Raw genomic sequence first — 18,773 nt, forward strand, 5'->3', positions numbered from 1 at the left:
CCAGTTGCGCCCGTCAGGTCGCCAGCGACTTGAGAACCATGTCGAAGCGTTCGATTTCCGCCATCGTGTTGTAATGAACCAGCGTGGCGCGAATGGCTCCGCTGTCCATGGCAAGGCCGAGTCGGCTCATCAGCCGCGGCGCATACATATGGCCGTCGCGGATCATGATCCCGTCATCCGCCATCGCCTGGGCGACGGATGCCGGGGTTTTGCCCGGCAGGTTGAAGCAGAATGTCGGCACCCGCTCGGCGATCCTGTCCTCGTCAGTCACACCGTAAATCGTCGCCTGATGCGATTTCAGCACGCGCAGCATTTCCTGCGACAGCGTGGTCTCGTAAGCGCGGATCGCGCCCATGCCGGCGACCAGATCGGCGCGCCGCGACTGGCCCGTTGAAGGCGCAAAGCCGCGTCCTAGAGACTCTAGATAGGAGACTGCAGCCCCCATGCCCACCGCATTCTCGTAAGTAAAGGTGCCAACCTCGATCTTGTGCGGCGGCACATCAGGAATGAAATCCTCCCGGAAGGTCGGCAGCGCCTTGAGCAGCTCAAACCGACCCCAGAGGAACCCCATGTGCGGCGAGAAGTTCTTGTAACCCGAGCAGACCAGATAATCGCAGTTCCAGGCCTGTACGTCGATCAGCCCATGCGGGCCGTAATGGACACAATCGAGAAACACTTCCGCGCCGGCAGCGTGCGCCAACTCAGCCACCGCAACGACATCGACCAGCGACCCTATCGAATGGGAAGCGACCGTGCAGGCGACCAGCCGGGTGCGCGGACCCAGCAGCGGGCGCAAATCGTCCACATGGAGGTTGCCGTCCTCGCGCATACGCCACCAGACGCACTTGAAGCCCTCGGCCTCGAGTGCCAGCCAGGTGGAGATGTTGGCATCGTGGTCCATGTCGGTGACGACGATTTCCGTGCGATGGCCCATCGACTTGGCAATGCCGAGGCTGACCAGCCGGATGAACGACGTGGCGTTCATGCCGAAGGAGACCTCGGCGGGCTCATAGGCATTGACCAGCAGCGCCACGCTTTCGCGCGCTTCGGCAATCGCCTGATCGACGGCGCGACTTGCCGCATAGCGTCCGCCACGCTGCACCATGCAATGAAGCATATGGTGGTTCACCGCATCCAGCACGCCCTGCGGCACCTGCGCGCCCGCACCGTTGTCGAAGAACACCGGATTGCCGGGCAGCGACAGAGCCGGAAACCGCGTGCGAACGAGGTCCACCGGAAACGTCTGAGACGGGCTGGGCGAGATGGTCATAGCATTCCTCCGGGAAAAACAGGATCTCAGGGCAGCAAGATACTACCCCAAGCAATCGCAATCGATTTGGGCAATACATGATTGGGAATGGCGCGCATCACGAGATGCGCTGGCCGGCAATCAGTGCATGATCTGGCTGAGGAAGGCGGCGGCACGCTCGCTCTTCGGCGCGGTGAAGAACTCTTCCGGCTTGGCCTCTTCGCAGATGGCCCCGTGATCCATGAAGATCACCCGGTCGGCCACCTTGCGGGCAAAGCCCATCTCATGGGTGACCACCAGCATGGTCATGCCATCCTGGGCCAGCGAGATCATCGTGTCGAGCACCTCGCCCACCGTTTCCGGATCGAGCGCCGAGGTCGGTTCGTCGAACAGCATCACCTTCGGCTGCATGCACAGCGAACGCGAAATCGCCGCCCGCTGCTGCTGGCCGCCTGAAAGCTGCGACGGAAACCGGTCTGCGAGATGGCCGATACGAACCCGGTCGAGATAGTGGCGGGCGACCTCCTCGGCCTCCTTGCGCGACATCTTCTTCACGGTCATCGGCGCGATGGTGCAGTTTTCGAGAATGGTCAGATGCGGAAAGAGGTTGAAGTGCTGGAACACCATGCCGACTTCGCGGCGGATCTCATCCAGCCGCTGGCCCTTGCCGCCAAGTTCTATGCCGTTGACCGAAATCGACCCGCTTTCATGGGTTTCGAGCTGGTTGATGCACCGGATGGTGGTCGACTTGCCCGAGCCTGAGGGGCCGCAGATGACGATGCGTTCGCCGGCCGCTACGGTCAGGTTGACGTCGCGCAGGGCGTGATACTCGCCGTACCACTTGTTGATGCCGCGCATCGAGATTGCTGGGCGTGCGGATGCCTGGGATGTCGTGGTCTGATCGGTCATTGTAATCGGTCTCTTGATAATCTGCCTGGGAGTTGGGTGAGATCAGCGCGCAGTCTTGGCGCGCGCGCCTCGCTTCTCGAGATAGCCAACCAGACGAACCATCGGCCAGAGGAAGACGAAATAGATGATTGCGGCGCCGATCAGCGGGGTCGGGTTGGCCATCAGCGCCTGTGTATCACTTGCCTGCTTGAGCAAATCCGGCATGGCGACGACGGAAGCCAGTGCGGTGTCCTTGAACGTCGAGATACAGTTGCTCGTCAGCGGCGGGATCATGACCTTGACGGCCTGCGGCAGGATGATCTTGCGCATGGCCGACCAGAACGGCAGGCCGAGACTTGCGGCAGCTTCGAATTGCCCCTTCGGTACGTTCTCGATGCCGGCGCGGCAGACTTCGGCGGTAAATGCGGCCAGCACCATCGAAAGCGCCAGCGTCGCGGATGTGAACGAGGAGAAGGAGATGCCGACGAACGGCAAGGCATAATAGATCAGGATCAGCACGACCAGGATCGGCAGGGCGCGAAATACGTCGATATAGGCGACCGCGAGATACTGGAACGGTTTTGGTGCATAAAGGCGGACGAAGCAGAGCAGCAGGCCGAAGATGCTGCCGAAAAAGATCGCCGCGACACCGAGCATCAACGTGTTGCCGAGACCTTGCAGCAGGATCGGAAATGACCGGACAAGAATATCCCAGTTAAAGAAGGTTTCGATCAAAGCCATCGTGGTCACCTGATAGTGCGGCGGTCGCAGCCGGGTCGTTCAACAAAAAAAGGGATCGCAGCGGCGTGCCGCTGCGATCCGATGATATTACTGTGCGGCCGGGATCGGCATTGCCGTGACCGTGCTGGTGCCGGCATCTGGCTCGACACCGAACCACTTCTTGTGGATCGCAGCCAGCGTGCCGTCGGTCTTCATGGCGGAGATCGCGTCGTTGATCTTCGGAAGGAATTCGTGATCCTTCTTCGCCATCATCGCAAAGCGTTCGCCGGTCGGGATACGGACGAGGATCTTCAGGCTCGGCACCTTCTGGATCGCATACTGGAAGCCAGCGAGTTCGCCCGCACCACCTTCGATGCGGCCGTTCTGCACGTCGAGCAGCAGGTCCTGCTGGGCGGCATAGCTCTTGATTTCGGCAATGCCGTACTTTTCGGCATTTTCCTTGGCCCAAGCTTCACCGGTGGTGGCGGCAACGACACCGATCACCTTGCCCTTGAGATCTTCGAGCGTCTTCACGGTGGAATCGGCTTTGCCAACGATCGTGCCGTCGCTGTCGTAGTAAGGCTGGGTGAAGGACTGCGTCTTCAGGCGGTCATTGTTGATCGAGATCGACGAGATGGCGAAATCGATGCGGCCGGAGCTGGTGGCAGCAAACAGAGCCTGAAAGCCCAGCGCCTGGAACTCGACATCCATGCCGACGCGCTTGGCGGCTTCGGTTGCGACATCGACTTCGAAGCCTTCGAACGTGCCGCTCTCATTCTTGAATTCCCACGGCGGGTTGGCGGCATAAGCGCCAACCACGAGCTTTCCTTCCGCGAACGCCGACGATACCATCAGCGACAAGGCAGCGGCTGCCGTAAGTGCTATTTTCTTGAACATAGTTCCTCCGTTTTCTCACCTTCATAACCAGGTGTTTTTCAGTTCAGGCATGCAAAGACTGGGCGTTGAGGCCGTTGTCGATCCGTCTCAGGCGCTCCGGGTATTTTCCGGCGGCACAATCCGCTCGAGCGCATTGAACAGCTCATCGACAGCATCGCCGGACGTTACCACGCCGGGGGAAAGCCGCATCGTTCTGCCGCGCGCGTCACAATAGATCTTCTGGTCGCGCAACGCCGCAACAACGCCGGCGGGATCGGCCGCTTCCGGCAGGGTCAGCATGACGCTGCCGCCGCGTTCGTCAGGATTTAACGGCGAAGCAATCGCCCAGCCATTCTCCTGCGCGCGACCGATAATACGGCTGCTGGCTTCCAGGTTGTTGGCACGGATCGCAGCAATGCCGCGTTCCATCACCCATTCGATGCCTGGCAGCGAAGCAACTGACGCCAGGATTGCCGGCGTACCATGGTCGAAGCGGCGGGCATCGGCAGCGAACTGAAACTTGTCCAGATCCCACGAGAACGGATTTTCCTGACTGAACCAGCCGCGCAGTTCCGGTCGGCAAGCGGCGAGCAACTCCGGGCGGACATAGAGAATACCGGCGCCGGACGCCCCGCACAACCACTTGAGCGAAGTCGACACGACGAAATCGGCATCGATCGTGCCAAGCGAGAACGGCACGACGCCGACGCCCTGGGTAATGTCGACGCCAACGAGCGATCCCATGGCTTTGCCATGCGCGGCCAGTCGCTGCGCATCGATTCTGTGAGAGGTGGTCGAGGATACGAAGGTCAGCAGAGCCAGACCAACGTCTTCCTGCCAATGCGCCATGAAGTCTTCGTCGCGCACCCATGCTTCGCCGGGCCGTAGCGGCACCGTGTCGAGCGTGAAACCGAACCGGTCGGCAATCCCCGCCAGCAGGAAATGCAGGCTCGGGAAACAATCCGCAGCAACCAGCAACCGCTTGCCGCGCAGCCGATCTTCCGGCAAGGCGCCAATCAGGGAATAGAGAGCAGTCGTGACATTCTCGGCCGTCGTCAACGATCCCGCCGGCACATCGATCACACCGCGCCATGCGTCGATGAAAGCCTGACGTTGTCCCAGCGCAGCGGACCACTGTCCATCGTCTTCCGCAGACCACACCGCAGAAAAGCGAGCGAGTGCGTCGCCCATCTTCTCGGCCTTGCCGGGAAACGTCCCGATGGAGTGATAGAGAAAGTAGCCAGACATTTCAGACCTCAAATATTTTGATCAAAAGATCATAATATCCCTCGAACGTCAATCAGCCTGTTGGCGGGATTCGCAATATTGTATTTCGCGGTGCCGCAAGGCTGAAGCCCCTGCGACGCAGTACGTTGCGACGCACAAATGAAAGTGCAGCACACAAACCATGCCTGAAAAGCCGTAGGCGGCCAACTTTACTGCGCGATCAGACTGCGCAGCAGATCCTGGGTATCGCGGATGTCAGAGACCATTTCCTCTCGCGCCCGGACCGCGTCACGCTGGCGCATGGCAGCAATGATTCTGCGATGATGGAGTGTATAGGATCCGAAATCCTCGGTCGCCATGCGTGGGCCGACATGCGCGGAAAGCATACGCATGTAAGGCCCATACCGCAACCAAAGCGTGTCTATGAGCTGGATCAGGACTTCCGATTTGGATGCTTTATAGATAAGGTAATGGAACTCGCGGTTCGTGGCCAACATCTCAAAAACCTGCCCGTCTCGGGCGCAGATCTCGTGCGCGGCAACCACCGCTTCCAGCGCATCGATCTCCTCGGGCCCGATTATCTGGGTGGCGAGTTCAGTCGCCAGACCTTCGATGGTTGCACGTGCCCGGCACAGATCGTCGAGACGCGCGACAGAGACCGGCGGCACTCGGGCTGAACCGTTGCGGGCAATTTCAAGCGCGTTTTCGGCAGCAAGACGTCGCAACGCTTCTCGCACAGGCATATGGCTGGTGTCGAAGGATTGGGAAAGAGAGGCAATCGTCAAGACCTGCCCCGGATCGAAACGCCCGATCAGCAATGCCTCACGCAACTGCAGATAGACGCCATCCTGGACTGTGACCCGTCCGGAAACTGGCCCAAACCCTTCTTCCAAAGCCAATGCTCAACTCCTTGTTCGGGCGACCGGATAGCTACTTGCGTAAAATCTAGTGCTCGTTCATTCAAAACACAAGTCGGAATATCATTTGATCAAATGCTCAATTCAGGTTATCAGCAATGCACGGCGCTTGTCGAAAGCAGGTTCGAACACCGCGCCGCACCGGGCTGGCCCCTTGACTGCAGACAATACAAGAGTGGACACAACATGGCACGTTTTGCGCGACGGATTACCAACACTTCACCCAAAAGCTTCGGAATGTTTCAGAAGGCCGCTGCGATGGCGTCTTCCGGCATCGACCTGATCCATCTCGAACTGGGTCGTCCGTTCCACGACACCCCGGCGCACATCAAGGATGCGACCGTAAAGGCGCTTCGCGACGGACTGGTGCATTATTCAGACCTGCGCGGCGAGCCGGCGTTGCGCCGCGCGCTGCAATCGAAGCTGGCCGAATACAACAAGATTACGGTATCGCCCGACGAAATCCTGATGACCAACGGCCTGACCCAGGCGTCGTTTGTCGCGTTCATGGCCCTGTTGGACGAGGGCGACGAGGCGATCCTGCTGGAACCCTTCTACCCCCAGCACATCAACAAGATCGAGATGACCGGCGCCAAGGTTGTCTATGCCCCGCTCGACAAGGACGACAACTTCTCGATCAAACGCGAACTGATCGAGCCGCTGATCACAGCGCGCACGCGGATGATCGTGCTGGTCAATCCATCCAACCCCACCGGCCGCGTCTATTCCCGCGCTGAGCTCGAGATCCTCGCCGATCTCGCGATCAAGAACGATCTGGTCGTGGTTTCCGACGAAGTTTACGAACAGATCCTGTTCGATGGCGTCGAGCACATTTCGATTGCATCGCTGCCGGGCATGAGGGAGCGGACGATTTCGATGTTCGCCTTCACCAAGGCCTATGCAATGGATGGGTGGCGCCTCGGCTATATCGCCGCCGACGCATCCATGATGCCGGCGCTGCTGAAGCTGACCGCCAACGAGATCACCCACGTCAACACCTTCATCCAGTATGGCGCCCTGGCGGCAGTCACCGGCGACGCATCCATCCTCGACGAGATGGTCGCAGACGATCGCCGCAAGCGCGACCTGGTTGTCAGCCGGCTGAACCAGATGCCGGGCGTCACCTGCACAAGCCCTGAAGGCACGATCTATGCATTTCCTAACATCAGCGGCACCGGCTTGAAGTCGCAGCAGGCCGCCGACCTCATCCTTGAAAAAGCTGGCGTCGTCGTCGAGGCCGGCGGCTTCTATGGCGAGGCTGGCGACAACCATCTGCGCGTCTGCTTCGGATCCGAAAGCTACGAACGGCTGGAACAGGCCATGGACCGCCTGAGCGGCTTCTTCAACGCCCTGTAATATCACGCCAACGGGGCAGAGGCTTGCTGGCCTCTGCCCTTTTTTGTTTCGCCGCCGATCTTCGAGTTGCGGCGGGCTGCTAAATTCATTGGCCAACGCTGAAACTCTTTTTGGCGCTATCCCGTAATCCCCTTGTCAGCATGAACTGGCGGTCACCTATGAAGGGATACGGAAATGCGTACACTTCTCGCCACGACATTCGTTACCATCATGGCAATCAGCGCGCTCGCCGGGGCATCCCACGCGGGCGGCATGAACAACAATGGTTCGAAAAGCTTCGGACACTTCAACAAGAATGATGGACCGAGCCTTGACGAGCGCAAAAAATGGTTCGGCAACACCACCAATGGCGCGGTCGACAAGTGCCCCTCGCGCATCCGGAACGCCCGTGGCAACTGCGTCAGCATCATCTACTGAGCGGCGCACACCCACTCTGGCGACGTTGCCCTAAAATTCATGGAACGCTGCCGGAGGCCGATATCTTTGCCAGCGAAGTCCCCGCGGCTGCCGGAAATAGCACCCCGTCCCCTCGATTCCCTCTTGTAGGACCCGCAAAGGCAATCCAGGTCCAGAAGATTGAAAGGTCGCCCGCGATGCGGGTGACCTTTACGTTTTCTGACCGAAGGTCACGAAAATCCCTTTGTGATCGGAATAAAAATCCTTCTATAAACGTATGACACGTAGCCGGCAGTCGATGGATCATCACTCGCGAGAGCCTGTCCTCCGGTTTGTGAAGCGTGTAGCGGGGAAATGCGATGGTATTATCCATGTGGTCCTCAGGTTGTTGGAATTTCCTCCTGCCAGCGCGTTCCGCGATTCCTGTATTTTTCGGCGTTCACCTCGCCCATTGCGCCAGCGGCCCCCATCGCTTGCGCCTGAAAATGACCAATTGAACCCTCGGCTTACGCCTTAATCGGGAGTCTCGACGTCCATGCGCGCCTACATCCGATCCACCCTGCTTCTTGCCAGCCTCGCTTTATCCACATTTGCCGCCCAGGCCGCCGAGCCGGGACGAACCGTGGTCACCGTCAAGGACGCCGATTATTTCGGCTTTGACCTTCGCACCGTTCAGAACGTGACGCTCGACCAGTGCGGCACCGAATGCGTCGACGATCAATCCTGCAAGGCCTTCACCTACAACACCAAGGCCAAATGGTGCTTCCTGAAATCCGACTTCAACAAGATGAACCCGTTCCCCGGGGCTGTCGCCGGCAAGGTCGTGGCCCAGCAGGTTCAGGAGCCGGATCTCGGCGCACCGCAGGCACTGAGTTTCCTGACCGAACAGCACCTGAACGACGCCCGCCGCCAGCGCTTGGACCTCGCCATCGCGCCGGAACAACAGGGCATGGGCATCCAAAGCCTGCTTGACCTGGCGCGGCACAACGTTACCGCGGGGACGATCGATCAAGCCCTCATCGCCTACAAGGGCGCGCTTTCCATCAGCCCCGACGACAGCGCGATCTGGATCGAGATGGCCATTGCGGCAAACCGGGTCGCGGGAAACTATTCCATCAATGCCGAAGGGTTGGCGGCAGCGGTCAACGCCTACGAGACATCGCGGACAAAGTCAGTGCGGGCGCAGACACTGGCTGTTCTGGCCAGATCTCTGGAAGCCACGCAGAATTTTCGTGCAGGCATCAACGCCTATAAAGCGAGCCTGAAGCTGGTGGACGATCCAACCGTGCAGGCAGCCTACCAGGACCTGCGCTACCGGCAGGGCTTCCGGGTAGTCAACAATTCGGTCGACTCCGACAGCGCCACGCCACGCGCCTGCATTCAGTTCTCCGAGCCGCTGGTCAAAGCCGGTGTAGACTATACGTCCTACGTCACGCTGAATGGCGCGGCTCCCAAGGCGATCGAAGCCAAGGGCAGTGAAATCTGCGTCGAGGGACTGGTTCACGGTGAGCGCTACAAGCTGGCGATGCGCGCCGGCCTGCCGTCCTCGGTGGACGAACCGCTGCTCGATCAGGTCGACCTGGAAGTCTATGTCAAGGATCGTGCTCCGACCGTGCGCTTCACCGGCGACAGCTTTGTGCTGCCAAGCACCGCGCGCCGCGGCATTCCGCTGGTTTCGATCAATTCCGACAATGCCCAGCTCAAGCTCTATCGCATCGGCGACCGAGCGATCGCTTCGTTCCTCGGCAGCTCGCAGTTCCTGACCCAGCTCGACGGCTGGCGTTCCTCGCAAATCGAATCCGAACAGGGCGAGCTGGTCTGGAGCGGTTCGATCGACATCAAGACCGAACTCAATAAGGAAGTGGTCACCTCATTCCCGGTGGATGAAGCCCTTCCGGAGCGCAAACCCGGCGTCTATGTCCTGACGGCCGCTTCCAAGCAGGCCAATGTCAACGACTGGGACACCAAGGCGACCCAATGGTTCGTCGTCTCCGACATCGGCATTTCCACCTATGCCGGCACCGATGGCCTGAATGTGTTCGTCCGCTCGCTGGCGACAGCCAAGCCTATGGCCAATGTCACGCTGCAGCTTCTGGCCAAGAACAACGAAATCCTCGGCACGACCACGACAGACAGCAACGGCCGTGCCTTGCTGTCCGCCGGTCTGATGCGCGGTTCTGCCGCCATGACGCCTGCGGTGCTGACCGCCCAGGACGGCGCCAAGGACTATGTTTTCCTCGACATGACCCGTGCCGGCTTTGATCTTTCCGACCGCGGCGTCACCGGCCGGACCGCGCCAGGGGCTATCGACGTGCTGGCATGGACCGAGCGCGGCATCTACCGCGCCGGCGAAACGGTTCATGTTGCAGCGCTGGCCCGCGATATCGCCGGCCAGGCGATCGACAAGCTGCCGCTGACCTTCGTCTTCCTGCGTCCCGATGGCGTCGAGGACCGGCGCATCGTCACCGATGGCGGCAATCTCGGCGGCCACACGCTGGACCTGCCGCTGCAGCAGTCCGCCATGCGCGGCTCCTGGACCATGCGCGTCTATACCGACCCGAAGGAAGCTGCGATCAGCGAAAAGCAGTTCCAGGTCGACGATTTCGTACCCGATCGCATCGAATTCGACCTGACCAGCAAGGCCAAGGACATCGAACCGGGTTTGCCGGCCGAGGTCGATGTCGATGGACGCTTCCTCTATGGCGCCCCCGCTGCGGGCCTTGAACTCGAAGGCGACATCGCGCTCAAACCGACACGCGAACGTGCGGAATACAAGGGTTATGTCTTCGGCCTCACCGATGAGGAGGCGCAGGAAGAAACCCGGGTGGCACTGGAAAACCTTGCGCCGCTCGATGAAAACGGCAAGGCGGCGATCGCCATCGACCTTCCACAATTGCCTTCGACCACCCAGTTTCTGGAAGCCAAGGTGGTGGTACGCATGAAGGAAGCCGGCGGCCGTGCCGTCGAGCGCGACATCACCCTTCCGATCAACACCGGCGACGCAATGATCGGCATCAAGCCGGAATTCTCCGGCGACCTCGCCGAAAATTCCATCGCAAACTTCCATGTGATCGGTCTGGACGGCAAGGGCGAAAGGCAGGCCATGACCGGGCTTCGCTGGAAGCTGCTCAGCGTCGAGCGGAATTACCAATGGTATCGCGACGGGTCGTCCTGGCGCTATGAGCCTGTGCTTTCCACCAAGCAGGTGTCGGATGGAACCTTTGACCTGACGCCTGATGGTGCCAAGGTCTCTACACCCGTGAACTGGGGCCGCTATCGGCTAGAGGTGGAATCGCTGGCCGGCGATGGCCCGACCTCCAGCGTTGAATTCGATGCCGGCTGGTATGTGCAGGCAACGTCGACAGAAACGCCGGACGGACTCGAAATCGGCTTCGACAAGGAGAACTACAAGATCGGTGAAACCGCCAGGCTGAAGATCTCGCCGCGCTTTGCCGGTGAAGCCGTGATCAATGTCGGCACCGAAAGCCTGATTGCCTCGATCAATGCCAGCGTCGGCAAGGAAGGCGCGGTGATCGATGTTCCCGTTACCGCTGAATGGGGTGCGGGCGCCTACGTTACCGCCACCCTGTTCAGACCTGGTGATGCACAGGAAAGCCGCCTGCCGATGCGGGCGATCGGCCTGAAATGGGTTGCCGTCGATCCGGGTGAGAACAAACTCGCCGTCGATCTGACCGTGCCGGAAAAGACCCTGCCTCGCCAGCCGCTCGACATTCAGGTGGCGGTCCAAGGCGCGGGCGCCAATGAAGAGGCCTATGTCACGGTTGCCGCCGTCGATGTCGGTATTCTCAATCTGACGCGCTACGAGCCGGCGGACCCGGAAGGCTGGTACTTCGGCCAGCGCCAGCTGGGGCTTGAAATCCGCGACCTCTACGGCCGCCTGATCGACGGTTCGCTGGGTGCCACCGGTCGTCTCCGCACTGGCGGCGACGGAGCCGAAGCACCGCTGCAGGGCAACCCGCCGACAGAAAAGCTGGTGGCGTTCTTCTCCGGTCCGGTCAAACTGGATGCGCAGGGCAAGGCGACTGTCAGCTTCGACATCCCGCAATTCAACGGCACCGCACGTGTCATGTCCGTCGCCTGGACGAAGTCCGGCCTGGGTCATGCCGTCAAGGACGTGGTGGTTCGCGATCCCGTGGTCGTGACCGCAAGCCTGCCCAAGTTCCTGGCGCCGGGAGACACGGCCGAGCTCCGGCTCGATATCGCCAATACCGATGCGCCTGCCGGCGACTACCAGCTCGCGCTTTCGTCCAATGACCGCGTATTGATCGATCAAAGTCAGGGCGCGAGAACCGTGAAGCTGGATCCCGGCAGCAAATCGGACCTGACGCTGCCGATCAAGGGCGGTCTGGCGGGCGACGGCAACATCACCGTCATGCTGACCGGCGCCAACGGCTTTTCGATCAGCCAACAGCTGAACCTCAATGTCCGGCCCTCGACCTTGCCGATGACGGAACGGCGGCTGGTGCGGATCGATCCGGGCCGCAGCCTGCTCGTCGACAGCCAGCTGATGGCCAACTCCATCATGCAGGGCGCCTCGATCAGCGTGAACATGACGCAACTGGCGGCGTTCGATATCCCGGCGCTGCTGATGACGCTCGATCGCTATCCCTATGGCTGCGCCGAGCAGACCACCAGCCGTGCCTTGCCGCTGCTTTATCTCAGCGAACTGGCCATCCAGTCCGGCGTGCCGGATGATGGCGAGGTCAAGAAGCGGGTTCAGGACGCAGTCTATCGCGTGCTGTCCTATCAGTCTTCATCAGGCAGCTTCGGCCTCTGGGGACCGGGTTCGGGCGACTTCTGGCTGGATGCCTATGTCACAGATTTCCTGACGCGGGCCCGAGAACAGAAGTTCGACGTGCCGGACACGGCCATGGTATCGGCGCTCGACAACCTCGAAAACCAGCTCGGCTATGACAGCAACGTCGCCGACCGGGGCAATGAGATGGCCTATGCGCTCTACGTGCTGGCACGCAATCGCCGTGCGGCGATCAGCGACCTGCGCTACTACGCCGATACGATGCTGGACCGGTTCCCGACCCAGCTTGCCAAGGCCCATATCGCTGCCTCGCTGGCGCTCTACGGTGACCGCCAGCGTTCCGAGCGGATATTCGCCGACGCTGCACGGATGTCCAGCATGCTTGTCAATGTCAGCCTGGCGCGCTCCGACTATGGCTCGACGTTGCGCGACGATGCGGCGATCCTGGCGCTGGCGGCCGAAAGCCGCCCGCAGTCGGCTATCATTCCCGAGCTTGCGGCGCTCGTGGCGAAGGAGTGGGAACGCACGACCTGGACCAGCACTCAGGAGCAGGCCTGGCTGGTGCTCGCCGCCCGCGCTCTCAAGAACGCCGACCAGGATATCAGGGTCAGCGTCAACGACGTGCTGAAGACGGGCGGCTATCAGACACGCATGAGCGGCGACGATCTGCTGGCGCAGCCGGTTAATATCGTCAACCAGGCAAACGAGCCTGTGACGGCCGTGATCACCACCGTCGCCTCGCCGAAGGATCCATTAACGGCGGGCGGAGACGGCTTCGACATCGCCCGCAGCTACTACACGCTGGATGGCGAAGAGGCCAATGTCAGCGAGGTCAAGCAGAACGAACGCTATGTCGTGGTTCTGAAAGTCAAACAGGAGAACGACTGGTCGAGCCGCCTGATGATTGCAGATCTCCTGCCGGCCGGCTTCGAGATCGACAATCCGGGGCTCGTCAACAGTGCCGCGATCGCGAACTTCGATTGGCTGCCGGAAACCCAGGCAGCGCATCTGGAATTCCGCTACGACCGGTTCCTGGCCGCGATCGACAATCCACCGGGCAACAGCAGCGAAATCACGCTTGCCTATGTGGTCCGCGCGGTCAATCCGGGCACCTACGATCACCCGGCTGCGTCCGTCGAGGACATGTACCGTCCGCAGTTCTCGGCACGCACGGCCACCGGTAAGATGCGGGTCGTCAAGGACTGATCGAAGATGAGGCTGGCGCGAACATTCATGGCACTCGTAGGGATCCAGGCGGCGCTTGCCGCCGGGATCACCTGGGGGCTGCATGCGCTCGACGCCGCCTATCCGCCGCCACTCGAAAGGGCGGCGGTCAATTCCCGCGAAGTGCTGGATGCTGATGGCCAGTTGCTGCGCGCGTTCACGACGCCAGATGGCAAGTGGCGGCTCAAGGTAAACGCCGATGACGTCAACCCGCAGTTTATCCGCATGCTGGTCGCCTATGAGGATCAGCGCTTCGAACACCATGGCGGTATCGACCTTCTCGCGCTGGGACGTGCCGGCCTGCAGCTCGTCACGCATGGCCGCATCGTGTCGGGAGCGTCCACGCTCTCCATGCAGGTCGCACGGCTGATTGAGCCCCGGCAGGACCGCTCGATCACCGCCAAACTGCTGCAGATGGCGCGAGCAGTACAGATCGAGCGCCGCCTCAGCAAAGCCGAGATCCTCGATCTCTACCTGAACCTCGCCCCCTATGGCGGCAATCTCGAAGGCATCCGCTCGGCAAGCCTGGCCTATTTCGGCAAGGAACCACGTCGTCTGTCCGTTGGTCAGGCCGCCCTCCTCGTCGCCTTGCCGCAACTGCCGGAAAAGCGCCGCCCGGACCGCTACCTCAAGGCGGCCGAAGCTGCCCGCAAGCGGGTGCTGGAACGCATGGCGGTAGCAGCCGTTATCGGCGAAGGTGAAGCGGAGCGGGCTCAGCTGAGTGCGGTTCCGACAAAACGTCTGGCATTGCCAGCGCTCGCCGCGCATCTGTCAGAAGCGGCATTGCGGAAAAATCCGAAGGAATCGATCCATCGGACAACGCTCCGGCGCAATATTCAGCAGGGTCTGGAAACCGTGGCGCTCGACGCGGCCGCCAAACTCGGCCCGAAGCTTTCGGTCGCCATGGTGATGGCCGATGTCAGGACTGGCGAAATCGTCGCCGAAGTCGGTTCGGCCAACTATTTCGATGCCGGCCGCTCGGGCTGGATCGATATGACGCGCATCCTGCGCTCGCCGGGCTCGACACTCAAGCCGTTCATCTATGGCCTTGCCTTCGAAGAGGGCATGATCGCCCAGCAGACCATCATCGAGGATCGTCCGGCCGATTTCTTCGGCTACCGCCCGCGCAATTTCGATATGTCCTATCAGGGCGACGTGACGATCCGGCAGGCACTGCAGATGAGTCTCAACGTACCGGCCGTGCGCCTGCTCGACGTCGTTGGCCCTGCCCGGCTGTCGGTCCGCTTCCGCCGCGGCGAGGTGCGGCCGGTATTGCCGGCCAACGAAGCGCCGGGGCTGGCAATTGCATTGGGCGGTGTCGGCATCACGCTTCATGATCTCGTCCAACTCTATGCGGGGCTTGCCAATGGCGGCAAGCCGGTGAAGCTCGGCGACGGAATTTTCGACCAGCCGGGCGTTATCGACGGCGAACCGATCCTCGATCCGGTCGCCGCTTGGCAGGTGTCCGACATTCTCTCGGGCATGCGGCCTCCGCAGGGCGCAACGGCGCGCGGCATCGCATACAAGACCGGTACCTCCTACGGCTATCGCGACGCCTGGACGGTCGGCTATGACGGTCGCTACGTATTGGGGGTCTGGGTCGGCCGGCCGGACAATGCGGCGATCCCCGGTTTGAGCGGCTATGTCTCTGCAGCCCCGATCCTGTTTGAGGCTTTCCAAAAGTCCGGAGTGGCTGTTACCGCGCTGCCGAGCGCACCACCCGGCGCACTCAGGCTTACGGAATCGGAGCTGCCGGTCAGCCTCAAGCGCTTTTCGCTGACACGGACCGGGCTGATCTCCATCGGCGCCCGCGAACCTGCGCCGCAGATCATTTATCCGCCCGAGGGTGCCGAAGTCGAACTCGGCCTGCAAACCGCCGATGTCATGCCGCTATCGCTGAAACTGCAAGGCGGGAGGCCGCCATTCCGCTGGCTCGCCAATGGCAGGCCGATGGTCGAGGAATCGCGCCGGCGCACGTTCCAGTGGACTCCCGACGGCAGCGGCTATTCCACCCTGACAGTGATCGACGCGGTGGGGCGCGCGGCCAGCGTCCGAGTCTTCCTGCGGTAGGGGATTCAGACGCTTTCTGGCAAGTGAAGCTCGAAGGGTACGAAGGTCTGGCCGGCGACACTTGCCTGACCATTGTCGATCGCCCCGATCATAAGCTGTACAAGTTCGCGACAGACAGCCTGTAGCGGCACACTGATCGCCATGGTGATGATTTCGTCGGCCAGTGCAGCCCTCGAATCCAGTGTCAGCTCCGTGACGACCACACGCAGGTTTTCTCCCAACCGTGCTTCGCGGATTGCCGCAATGGCGCCTTCGATAGCACCGCCGGTGATGTAATAGCCGACCAGATCCGGATGCTGCCTGATCAGCGCCGCTGTCTGTTCGTAGGTACTCTGCGCGGAATCGATATCGATCAAAGTGTTGAGCACGTCGAATTCCGGCGCTTTCTCGCGGAAGAAGGACCGAAAGCCGATCTCCCGGAGTTCATGGCCTTGCAAACGATGGCTGCCGACGAGCACGGCCACCTTGCCCGGATGTTTCGCCGTTCTTGCAATCAACCAGGCCGCGGTTCGGCCCGCCTTGCGATTGTTCATGCCGATATAGCCGGCGCGCACGCCGGAAGCGAAATCGCTGAACAGCGAAAACACCGGGATGTTGCGGGCAGCAGCTGCCTCCACCGCCGCCGTCACGGCCGGATAATCGGGAGCCGTTATTGCGATCGCCTGGTTCCGCGCCGCCATGTCAGTCAGCATCTCGGCAACTCCGGCCGGGTTGAGCTCAGTGGCGTACTCGATCTGAACGATGGCGCGAATACCCGGTGCAGTCGCCGCTGCAGCTTCGAAGGTTCGCGCTACGCTCTGAAAGAACGCGCTTTGCGGTTTTGGCAAGATGAGGCCCAACCGATACTCCGCACCTTGCCGCGGCTCGGGCTGATGGATCAAGTTCAAATTGAGATAGCCGATTTCGGATGCGGCATCATGGACGCGACGCGACGTTTCCGGCCGCACCTTATGGCGGCCATTGATGACCCGGTCGACGGTCGCGACGCTGACGCCGGCGGCTCTTGCAAGATCCGAAATAGTTGGACGCGACGCCATAAACCAGTTCTCCCTGATAAAAACGTATCACGGCGCAGATTGAAATTGCAAGAAAATGAAAGACTCCATCGCAAGCTCCTTGATGGAGCCCTGCCTCGCCCAAACGTCAGGATGCGCCGGGCTGACAGCGCGCACCGGCGATCAGCTTCAATACGAATGCAATCTTGCCGATCACGGCTTCCGACAGCACGAACGGGTAGAAATCCGCTTGGCCCAGACTCCGGTTGACGCTGTTGATTGCAACAGTCAGCGGCACCCAGGCCGCAATCACCGGCTCAATGTCTGTTGCCGCATAAGGATCGAAGCCCGTCGCCTGGATGGGTCCGGCGTCAGCATTCTGAAACTTCAGACCCGGCTTGATACCGTAGGCGTGTGCCGTCTCCAACCCATCGATCATATGGAAGCAATGCGCCCAGGTTTCCGCAAAGTCCTCCCACGGATGCGCCGATGCGTAGGCGCTGATAAAGGTGACCTGCCAGTCCGGCGGGGCACCATTCCGATAGTGCCGCTTCAGCGCCACCGCATAGTCTTCCTCGGGGTCTCCAAAAACCGCCCTGAATGCATCTACACCACCCCGGTCCCGGACCAGCAGGTCCCAATAGAAGTGACCAATCTCGTGGCGAAAATGCCCGATCAGGGTTCGATATGGTTCACCCATGGATGTGCGGCGCACCTCCCGTTCCGCATCGCCGGCTTCGGCGATATCGACGGAAATCAACCCGCCAGCATGCCCAGTTTGGACTTGCCGGACACCGCCATTGGCGTCATGGCGCTCAGCGAGAAACTCGAAAGCCAGCCCCCGATCGGGATAATCGCGGCGAGAGGGGATGGGCAGTCCGAAACGGGTCAGCGAGTAGAACAGATGTTTTTTTGCCTGCTCTACCTTCTGCCACCGCGCAAGATTGCCCGCAACCGACAAATCCGGGATGGTAAGGTTGTAGTGACAGGCAAGGCAGTATGGATTGCCGCCATCCGTTGGCGCAAGCCAGTTGCAAGCCGCCTCGTTGGCATTCCGGCAGAAGATATACGACTTGCCGGGATCTGCTAACGCCTTCAACCTGTCACCTTCCTCGACAAGCGCCGACATGGTGAAGAGTTCGCAGATGTAGCCAAGCCGAAACCCACAAGTCAGACAGACATCATTGGTGAAATGGATGGCAGTGCCGCATTTCTGGCATCGGAAGAGCTTCATGGCTGGATTCCGTTGTCGGCCGATTGTGTGACTGCAGCGCTTTTCATGCTGAAATGCGCACCCTGCTGCTCACCAACGCCTGGCTTGCACTCCAGGTTCCGTCCATTGCTGGCAACACGCCCGTCGATATGCGCCGCCGCCCCCTATCCGAAGTGCGCCTCATGGATGGTTTGCAGCCGCGGCCGCGCTCGAACGACGCTCGCAAGCCGGAATACGTTCGGGCAATGATTGGCGAGCCATTCCTGATCCATCCAGGAAGCGAGCATCCAGAGATAGATATCCGCCATCGTCATCGCGTCACCGAAGAGATAGGGACCGGTCCCGATCGTCTGCTCCAGGATTTCATAATGCCGCTTCACATAGGCATCGGCACTCGCCTGCACGGCCTGAGCACCTTCGGGATCACTCGAATAGCGGCCGGGATAAGCCTTGCGCAGTTCGCCTTCGTACATGTTGACGGCCATGAAGATCAGCCAGCGGTCATGCTGGGCGCGGGCGGAGCTTCCGGGTAAAGGCGCAAGCCGCGATTCCGGAAACGCATCGGCCAGATGCTGCATCATCGCCGATCCTTCCGCCATGACAGTGCCATCGGGCAACTCAAGTGCCGGCACCTGTTGACGCGGATTGATAGCCCTGTAGTCCTCGGTCAGGTGCTTGCCCTCGCCGGTATTGACCCGCGTAACCGAATAATGAGCACCCACTTCGGCGAGTGCAGCCTCTACCGAAGCACTGCCCGAACCCGGAGATCCATAAAGTTTGTACATGTCGATTTGCCTCCCTCATGACGTCGGCATAATCTATTTCATAGCATGCCGAAGGGAAGCCTCATTTGCGCCTTGCACAA

Annotated in this window: 13 protein-coding genes; 4 read left to right on the forward strand and 9 right to left on the reverse strand. The window is 60.8% G+C overall.

What is annotated here, in order from left to right; all coding sequences use genetic code 11:
• Nucleotides 1-13 precede the first annotated feature (13 nt).
• The 6 genes from JJB09_RS10790 to JJB09_RS10815 all read right to left on the reverse strand — a co-directional run bounded on the left by JJB09_RS10790 (nt 14) and on the right by JJB09_RS10815 (nt 5,853).
• Nucleotides 14-1,270 (reverse strand): cysteine desulfurase-like protein, encoded by a 1,257-nt coding sequence (locus JJB09_RS10790; protein ID WP_201657381.1) that lies wholly within the window; start codon nt 1,268-1,270, stop codon nt 14-16.
• Nucleotides 1,271-1,390: 120 nt separating this feature from the next.
• Nucleotides 1,391-2,158, reverse strand: coding sequence for an amino acid ABC transporter ATP-binding protein (locus JJB09_RS10795; protein ID WP_201657384.1), 768 nt, complete (start codon nt 2,156-2,158; stop codon nt 1,391-1,393).
• 42 nt (nt 2,159-2,200) lie between these two features.
• Nucleotides 2,201-2,878 carry an amino acid ABC transporter permease gene (locus tag JJB09_RS10800; protein WP_201657387.1) on the reverse strand — a complete coding sequence of 226 codons (678 nt, stop codon included), beginning with the start codon at nt 2,876-2,878 and terminating at the stop codon, nt 2,201-2,203.
• A gap of 87 nt (nt 2,879-2,965) precedes the next feature.
• Nucleotides 2,966-3,754 (reverse strand): ABC transporter substrate-binding protein, encoded by a 789-nt coding sequence (locus JJB09_RS10805; RefSeq protein ID WP_201657390.1) that lies wholly within the window; start codon nt 3,752-3,754, stop codon nt 2,966-2,968.
• A gap of 87 nt (nt 3,755-3,841) precedes the next feature.
• Nucleotides 3,842-4,981 carry an aminotransferase class V-fold PLP-dependent enzyme gene (locus JJB09_RS10810; protein ID WP_201657393.1) on the reverse strand — a complete coding sequence of 380 codons (1,140 nt, stop codon included), beginning with the start codon at nt 4,979-4,981 and terminating at the stop codon, nt 3,842-3,844.
• A 188-nt stretch (nt 4,982-5,169) separates the two neighbouring features.
• The gene (locus JJB09_RS10815; RefSeq protein ID WP_201657919.1) at nt 5,170-5,853 is read right to left on the reverse strand and encodes a GntR family transcriptional regulator; all 684 of its coding nucleotides are present in this window, start codon (nt 5,851-5,853) and stop codon (nt 5,170-5,172) included.
• 210 nt (nt 5,854-6,063) lie between these two features.
• On the opposite strand from JJB09_RS10815, the gene JJB09_RS10820 reads away from it, so the two are divergent.
• From JJB09_RS10820 to pbpC, 4 genes are all read left to right on the forward strand, one after another.
• Complete coding sequence (locus tag JJB09_RS10820) at nt 6,064-7,233, forward strand: pyridoxal phosphate-dependent aminotransferase (RefSeq protein WP_201657396.1); 1,170 nt, start codon at nt 6,064-6,066, stop codon at nt 7,231-7,233.
• Between the two features lie 174 nt (nt 7,234-7,407).
• Nucleotides 7,408-7,650, forward strand: coding sequence for a hypothetical protein (locus JJB09_RS10825; RefSeq protein ID WP_201657399.1), 243 nt, complete (start codon nt 7,408-7,410; stop codon nt 7,648-7,650).
• A 514-nt stretch (nt 7,651-8,164) separates the two neighbouring features.
• Entirely contained in the window at nt 8,165-13,612 is a 5,448-nt protein-coding gene (locus JJB09_RS10830; protein ID WP_201657402.1) for an alpha-2-macroglobulin family protein, read from the forward strand.
• Nucleotides 13,613-13,618: 6 nt separating this feature from the next.
• Nucleotides 13,619-15,700 carry a penicillin-binding protein 1C gene (gene pbpC, locus JJB09_RS10835; RefSeq protein ID WP_201657404.1) on the forward strand — a complete coding sequence of 694 codons (2,082 nt, stop codon included), beginning with the start codon at nt 13,619-13,621 and terminating at the stop codon, nt 15,698-15,700.
• 5 nt (nt 15,701-15,705) lie between these two features.
• Here pbpC and JJB09_RS10840 read toward each other — a convergent pair whose 3' ends face one another.
• The 3 genes from JJB09_RS10840 to JJB09_RS10850 form a co-directional block, all read right to left on the reverse strand.
• Entirely contained in the window at nt 15,706-16,737 is a 1,032-nt protein-coding gene (locus JJB09_RS10840; RefSeq protein WP_201657407.1) for a LacI family DNA-binding transcriptional regulator, read from the reverse strand.
• 106 nt (nt 16,738-16,843) lie between these two features.
• The gene (locus JJB09_RS10845; protein WP_201657410.1) at nt 16,844-17,929 is read right to left on the reverse strand and encodes a zinc-binding metallopeptidase family protein; all 1,086 of its coding nucleotides are present in this window, start codon (nt 17,927-17,929) and stop codon (nt 16,844-16,846) included.
• A 143-nt stretch (nt 17,930-18,072) separates the two neighbouring features.
• Nucleotides 18,073-18,693, reverse strand: a complete 621-nt coding sequence (locus JJB09_RS10850) for a glutathione S-transferase family protein (protein ID WP_201657412.1) — start codon at nt 18,691-18,693, stop codon at nt 18,073-18,075.
• Nucleotides 18,694-18,773 lie beyond the last annotated feature (80 nt).

The sequence above is a fragment of the Phytoamicus setariae genome (genome assembly GCF_016722925.1).
GTDB classification, from domain to species: domain Bacteria; phylum Pseudomonadota; class Alphaproteobacteria; order Rhizobiales; family Rhizobiaceae; genus Rhizobium_E; species Rhizobium_E setariae.

Excerpts from the sequence above, each read along its gene's own strand:
- JJB09_RS10790 (WP_201657381.1), bottom strand. The coding sequence starts at position 1,270 with ATGACCATCTCGCCCAGCCCGTCTCAGACGTTTCCGGTGGACCTCGTT.
- JJB09_RS10795 (WP_201657384.1), bottom strand. The coding sequence starts at position 2,158 with ATGACCGATCAGACCACGACATCCCAGGCATCCGCACGCCCAGCAATC.
- JJB09_RS10800 (WP_201657387.1), bottom strand. The coding sequence starts at position 2,878 with ATGGCTTTGATCGAAACCTTCTTTAACTGGGATATTCTTGTCCGGTCA.
- JJB09_RS10805 (WP_201657390.1), bottom strand. The coding sequence starts at position 3,754 with ATGTTCAAGAAAATAGCACTTACGGCAGCCGCTGCCTTGTCGCTGATG.
- JJB09_RS10810 (WP_201657393.1), bottom strand. The coding sequence starts at position 4,981 with ATGTCTGGCTACTTTCTCTATCACTCCATCGGGACGTTTCCCGGCAAG.
- JJB09_RS10820 (WP_201657396.1), top strand. The coding sequence starts at position 6,064 with ATGGCACGTTTTGCGCGACGGATTACCAACACTTCACCCAAAAGCTTC.
- JJB09_RS10825 (WP_201657399.1), top strand. The coding sequence starts at position 7,408 with ATGCGTACACTTCTCGCCACGACATTCGTTACCATCATGGCAATCAGC.
- JJB09_RS10830 (WP_201657402.1), top strand. The coding sequence starts at position 8,165 with ATGCGCGCCTACATCCGATCCACCCTGCTTCTTGCCAGCCTCGCTTTA.
- pbpC (WP_201657404.1), top strand. The coding sequence starts at position 13,619 with ATGAGGCTGGCGCGAACATTCATGGCACTCGTAGGGATCCAGGCGGCG.
- JJB09_RS10840 (WP_201657407.1), bottom strand. The coding sequence starts at position 16,737 with ATGGCGTCGCGTCCAACTATTTCGGATCTTGCAAGAGCCGCCGGCGTC.
- JJB09_RS10845 (WP_201657410.1), bottom strand. The coding sequence starts at position 17,929 with ATGAAGCTCTTCCGATGCCAGAAATGCGGCACTGCCATCCATTTCACC.
- JJB09_RS10850 (WP_201657412.1), bottom strand. The coding sequence starts at position 18,693 with ATGTACAAACTTTATGGATCTCCGGGTTCGGGCAGTGCTTCGGTAGAG.